The sequence below is a fragment of the Xenorhabdus innexi genome, from assembly GCF_002632485.1.
Taxonomy (GTDB): Bacteria; Pseudomonadota; Gammaproteobacteria; order Enterobacterales; family Enterobacteriaceae; genus Xenorhabdus; species Xenorhabdus innexi.
This window is the reverse complement of record NZ_NIBU01000278.1, coordinates 1-387: the sequence shown is the minus strand read 5'-3', so window position 1 is coordinate 387 and position 387 is coordinate 1. Positions and strand designations below refer to the sequence as shown.

The following is a 387-nucleotide window of genomic DNA, read 5'->3' as shown; positions in this document are numbered from 1 at the left end:
GATTGGGGTTTTGAGAGACTCCTCAATCACCTTGCTGTCAAACAGCAAAATCACTGAGTGTTTCAAATTTTTCAGCTTGTTCCAGATTGTTAAAGAGCATGTATTGGTAAACTGACTCGCAAGTCACGCTTAACAATACCAAATGGCACCGGCTTTCACCCGATACCGGAGCAATGTGGCGTCCCCTAGGGGATTCGAACCCCTGTTACCGCCGTGAAAGGGCGGTGTCCTAGGCCTCTAGACGAAGGGGACACAAAGTCGCTTCGCAGACGCTTGCTCGTCTTACTATCATCAGACAATCTGTGTGAACACTCACAGTCTGCTATCGTTCGGTTAAGGAGGTGATCCAACCGCAGGTTCCCCTACGGTTACCTTGTTACGACTTCA

1 tRNA gene and 1 rRNA gene are annotated in these 387 nt (G+C 49.1%); both read right to left on the bottom strand.

Annotated features, from left to right (window positions below):
• Positions 1 to 176: 176 nt before the first annotated feature.
• A tRNA-Glu gene (locus tag Xinn_RS21605) sits at positions 177 to 252 on the bottom strand.
• Positions 253 to 334: 82 nt separating this feature from the next.
• A 16S ribosomal RNA gene (locus Xinn_RS22575) occupies positions 335 to 387 on the bottom strand; the annotation flags it as partial.